This window comes from Adlercreutzia muris, from assembly GCF_008831045.1.
Taxonomy (GTDB): Bacteria; Actinomycetota; Coriobacteriia; order Coriobacteriales; family Eggerthellaceae; genus Adlercreutzia; species Adlercreutzia muris.
In genome coordinates this window covers 1-5,143 of record NZ_WAJS01000062.1, presented here as the reverse complement: position 1 = coordinate 5,143, position 5,143 = coordinate 1, and the positions used below count along the sequence as shown (strand labels likewise).

At 69.8% G+C, this 5,143-nt stretch carries 5 protein-coding genes; all 5 read left to right on the top strand.

The genetic code is table 11. The features are described 5' to 3' along the window. On the top strand, positions 1-848 hold an 848-nt coding region (locus F8D48_RS11210; protein WP_151432102.1), incomplete at its 5' end, for a DUF11 domain-containing protein. A 146-nt stretch (positions 849-994) separates the two neighbouring features. Further along, on the top strand, positions 995-1,255 hold the full coding sequence (locus F8D48_RS11205; protein WP_016310672.1) for a hypothetical protein: 261 nt from the start codon (positions 995-997) through the stop codon (positions 1,253-1,255). After that, a complete protein-coding gene (locus tag F8D48_RS11200) occupies positions 1,248-1,523 on the top strand; it encodes a DUF4160 domain-containing protein (RefSeq protein ID WP_135971671.1) in 276 nt (91 codons plus the stop codon). Before F8D48_RS11205 ends, F8D48_RS11200 begins: the two co-directional genes overlap by 8 nt. A 135-nt stretch (positions 1,524-1,658) precedes the next feature. Next, the gene (locus tag F8D48_RS11735; protein ID WP_170272814.1) at positions 1,659-1,802 is read left to right on the top strand and encodes a hypothetical protein; all 144 of its coding nucleotides are present in this window, start codon (positions 1,659-1,661) and stop codon (positions 1,800-1,802) included. A gap of 92 nt (positions 1,803-1,894) precedes the next feature. Beyond that, positions 1,895-5,143, top strand: a 3,249-nt coding sequence (locus tag F8D48_RS11195; RefSeq protein WP_151432100.1) for an isopeptide-forming domain-containing fimbrial protein, incomplete at its 3' end; no start/stop codon positions are given.

Below are 5,143 nucleotides of genomic sequence, written 5' to 3'. Positions count from 1 at the left end.
ACACCGCCAACATCGCCCACGCCCACGGCGAGGTGCCCTCCGAGAGCCCTGGCTCACGCCCCGAGGACCCCGATCCCGGCAAGCCCGCGGAGCCCCCGGCGGGCGAGCCCGAGGCCTCCTCGCCGCCCGCCTCGCCCGCGCCGGTCGTCCCCGGCGACCCGGCCGAGGACGACGTCGCCATCGCCAAGACCGCCGAGAACCTCACGCGGGACGACGGCGCCACCCACGTGGGCGACACCGTGCGCTACCGCATCGCCCTCTCGAACTCGGGGCCCGGCACCGGCTGGATGGACGCGGTGATCCGCGACGACGTGCCCGAGGGCCTGGAGCCCGTGAGCGGAAGCATCAAGCTCGCACTGCCCGACGGCGCGGAGGTCGCGGTGGACGATGAGGCCTACGACCCGGCGACCCGCATCCTGGCCGTCGCCTGCGGCCACCTCCACGGCGGCCAGGCCGTCGTCCTCTCCTTCGACGCGCTCGTGACTGAGGCCGCCGTGGGCGCCGACGTCGGCAACGTGGCGGTCGGCCTGGGCACGCCGCCCTCGGCGTGGGACCCCGACGGCGAGCGCCCCGAGCCCGGCGCCCCCTTCGACCCGCCCGGCGGGTGGGACGACTACGAGCGGACGCATCCCCGCGTCGAGAGCGATCCGACCTACCCGCCCGGCGCGGACGCCTCGGGCGGCGTGCTGCCCGGCGATGAGGGCGGCAAGCGGCGCACCACCATCGCCCACAGGCTGGCCCAGACCGGCGACGCCCTGGCGGCAGCGGCGCTCCTGCCAGCGGCCCTCGCCCTGGCCGCCGGGGCGGCCCTGCTCGCCTCCCGCCGCCGCCAGCGCGCGAGCCGGTAGGGGCTTGCCACCACGCCCCGCAGCGCGGCCCCGGATGCAGCAGCGTCCGGGGCCGCTCCCACCTGGAGGGGCGGATGCACGCCGCCCGGTTGCGCGACCGCGTTGTATAATGGCCCCACAGCAAGGACTCTCGGAAGGGCGCGGCCATGATGTACAACTACCTGAAGCTCGACGACGAGACGCAGATCGCCTATTCCAGCCCGCAGGAGGACGGAACCGTGCGCATCGCCGTGGAGCGCCCCGTCGACGGCGGCTTCGACGCGGCCTTCTGCTCCCTCCCCCTCTGCCAATGGCACGACACGGAGGGGTTCACCCGCGATGAGCTGAGCTTCCTCACCGAAATCGTGCGGAACAACGCGCCGCTCATCTACCGGCTCTCCCGCGAGGCGGGCAAGGCCTATGCCTAAGGTCCTGGAGTTCGGCCCCTACATCCTCTTCTTCTGGGTAGGGGAAAACGGCGAGCCCGTCCACGTACACGTCGCGGTGAAGAGGCCCTCGCAAAACGCCACGAAGATATGGCTCACCGCCGCAGGCGGCTGCCTCGTCGCCCACAATCGATCGAAGATTCCCGCGAAGGATCTCGAGGACATCAAGGAGCTCGTCGTGCTGAACCACGCCTACATCTGCGACAAGTGGCGTCGGGTGTTCGACGGCGACCTGTCGTTCTACTGCTAAAAGGCCCCTCGGATTTTCTCGCAAGCCAGGTGGCTGCGCCTGCTCGCAACCTCGACCGCGCCGCCCAGGGTTGCGGAAAGCGGGCAGAAGGGGTATATTCAGCGGACTCTTACCCATGAGAGAAGGAGAACCACCATGAGAGAGAAGCGGCAGGGGTCGCTTCTGCGCCTCGGATTGGCGGCGGTGCTCGCCTGCGGCATGACGCCCGCGGTCGCCCTGGCCGAGCCGGAGGCCCAGATCACGGAGACCCCCCCCCCATCGAGTTTTCTGAGGTCGTAGACGACCTCTCCGCTGCCGAGGATCCCGCACCCGGCGACCCAGACGGCATTGCCGCCGGCGGCAGCATCTCCGATCCCCCAGAGCCGACCGTCGTGACACCCTCTGAGGAAGGCGACCACGCACGGGCGACGGCCGATCTCGTCGCGAGAACCGTGAGCGAGGCGTTCCGATGCGCCCAGACGACTCCGGTGTCCGCGAGCCCCCGAACAGCTCAGCCCACCGCTGCCCCGAGCGCAGGCTCCTTCGCCCTTGGCGATTTCACCATCTGGGGCATCGACGGCGACGCGGTGACCGCAGCCGACTTCACCTACAATTCCTCGGCAAAAACACTCACGGTGAACACCGATGCTCACTTCGCCATCCAGAATACCGATCAGACGAAGGTAGCCTCCGGCGCCGAGGCCGGGCGCATCGCCAATCCTTCTTCCGCGAGCATCGTTGTCCCGGCGGGGCGAAACGCTTTCATGGCAATGGAAGGTCTAGGCATTGAGGGCGATCAGCCCGTCGACATCAAGGCCGGCGGCTCTCTCACCATTATCCTCGGCGACGGAACGAGAAACGAACTGTGCTCCACGAACATCGATCACGCCGCTCTCCACTGCCCCACCGGCGCGAGCCTGATCATCGATGACACTACGCTCAACCGCACCGCTGACGGGCGGCACATCGTCCCCGAGAACGGGAAGGTTCCCTACGACTGCACGCTCTCGAACGGGAAGGCCGTCTCCCGCAACGACCCCCTCAGCACCTTGGAGAGCAATCTTCCGGGCGAGCTGTACGCATGGGCGCCGAGCGGGGCTCTTGCGGCGGGCATCGGATCGAACTACCTAGGCACGCCTCGAGATATCGCTCATCGCGACCAGGACGAGCCCGCGGGCAATATGACCTTCGATGGGGGCCTCATCGTCGCGAAATCTGGAAGCAACACCAACCCCAATAGCGACGGCGCGGGCATCGGAAGCGGCCGTTGCGGTCCTGGAACGGGCCTGAACGAGTGGATCACCATCAACGGAGGCCGCATCAGCGCCCAAGGAGCCTACCACGGCGCTGGCATCGGATCAGGAGCCATGGCACCCTCTGGGAACATTCGCATCAATGGCGGTTTCGTGGAGTCGCTCGGCGGCAACGACGGCAACGGCTTCGGAGGCGGCTGCTCGGCCGGCAACAGCTCGGCCTACCAGCTCATTCTCACCGGAGGAACCCTCCTGCCGACTGGCTCTCGATCGGATCCCATATTCAACGATGTGGGAGCCCCCGGCCTACAGGTGGTCGTCACCGGCGGATCTATGGGCAACCAAAACGGTGTAGCGGACTTTCGATTCGACGGGACGGCCAAGAACGACCGCGGGGAAGCCGTCACCATGGTGGAGGTCAATCTCACGTCCGATGTAGGCACGAGCGCCTACCCCATCACAAAATGGCAGCTGCTTGTTGACGGCGAGCCCTACGACTACGGCGCCCCGGCCGAATTCGACAAGGGGCATCTGTATCTGTGGCTGCCAGAAATTGTAAAGCAGAACAGCGAGGTGACCGTGGAGTTCACCTACCTGGACACCGACAAGCTGGACGAGAACGGCAACCCCACCCCCGTCACGCCGCTGCCCCTGTTCCGCCCCGCCGACAGCTCGCTGCCGCCCGGGGTCACAAACGACGGCAAGCTGCGGCGCTACGTGGACTTCACCCTGGACGCCGACTACCTGGCGTCGCTCGACAAGTACTACGACGGCAAGGGCGCGGGCATGTTCCCCCTGCCGCTGCGCACGCCCGACGGGCGCGACCTCACCGAGGCCGAGAAGATCACCTTCCGCTACCAGCACCTCGACAGCGCCGGCAACCCGGTGGGCGCCGAGACGGGCGACGGCTCCGATGTCGGCACCATGAAGTTCACGGCCATCTCCACGCAGTACTCCGACGACACCGAGGGGAACTTCTCCGAGAGCTACTGGGGGCACCGCGCCACCGGCCAGTTCACCATCTGGCCCATCGCCTCGCAGGTGAGCGGCATCGCCGCCGAGTGGGTGGACGACGGGGACCCGGGGGACGTGGCCCACCCCTCCGACCAGGTGCTCAAGGTGAGCGCCACCATCGGCGCGGCACCCACCGTGGACGGCCAGCCCGGGTCGGAGGCCACCAAGCCCACCTGCCAGGCGCCGCGCGGGCAGGTGCAGATCTACGTGGACGGCCAGCCCGTGGGCGCGCCGGTGGACCTCGTGTACGCGGGCGACCCCGACGCCGAGGGCAACCCCATCCCGGAGGGCGACCCGCGCGTGACGGCCGAGAGGGTGGAGAACGGCCAGGGAGGATCGACGGCCCGGTTCTCCCTCGCGCGGGCCGCGTCCGCCTCCGACTTCCTCGTGCCCACCCAGGGCCAGCAGGGACGCCACGAGATAGCGCTCCGGTTCCTGCCGCCCTCGGCCGCCCAGGCCGCGGCGGGCCAGCCGGCCAACTACCTGGCGAGCGCCGATCCCGCGGAAGACCCCTCCGTGCCGCGGGCGGAGGTGGCCATCGACCCCATCGACCCGGCGACCGAGGTGATCCGGAGGGACGACCCCGACAACAAGGACCCCGACTCCCCCGTCCCCGACGTCAGCGCCGGCGCGCCGCGGCCCGCCGACCCGGGCGCCGACCCGGCCAAGCCCGGCGACAAGATCGTGGACGGCGCCATCGTGACGACCTGGGGCGAGCCGAGCGCCGACAACCCGCACCCCGGCCGCGTGGTCATCGACATCAAGACCGAGTCCTCCGGGCCGGTGAGCGTGGTGGACCAGAACGGCGACGTGTTCGAGGCCGACTTCCTGCGCGGCGAGGACGGCGAGCCGGTGCGCAACGCCGACGGCTCCTACACCCTGGTGCTGGACCCCGCGGCCGTGGGGAGCGGCAAGCTCTCCATCCGCCAGGAGCCCAACGGCGCCTTCACCGGCACCACCTGGAACTTCGACGTGACGGTGCTGCCCCAGCCGAAGATCGCGCCCGCGCCGGCGCTGTCCAAGAGGGCCGAGAACCTCACGCACCCGAACGGGCCCACGCAGCCCGGCGACCGCATCAGGTACACGATCGAGGCCTCGAACGGGGCGGCGGGGTCGCTGTGGACGGACGCGGTGGTGACCGACCCGCTGCCCGCGTGCCTGGAGCTGGACGAGGGCAGCGTGCGGCTGGACAACCCGTCGGCGGCCATCGCGGGGAAGGCGCTGGAGAAGGCCGCGTCGGTGGCCGCGGGCGACGTGGGCAAGTTCTCGCTGTCGGCCCCGGGCGCGGGCGGGAGGCCCGTGCTGACGGTGCCCGTGGGCAACGTCGCCGGCGGGGCCTCGGCCACCGTGACCTTCGAGTGCACGGTGCGCGCC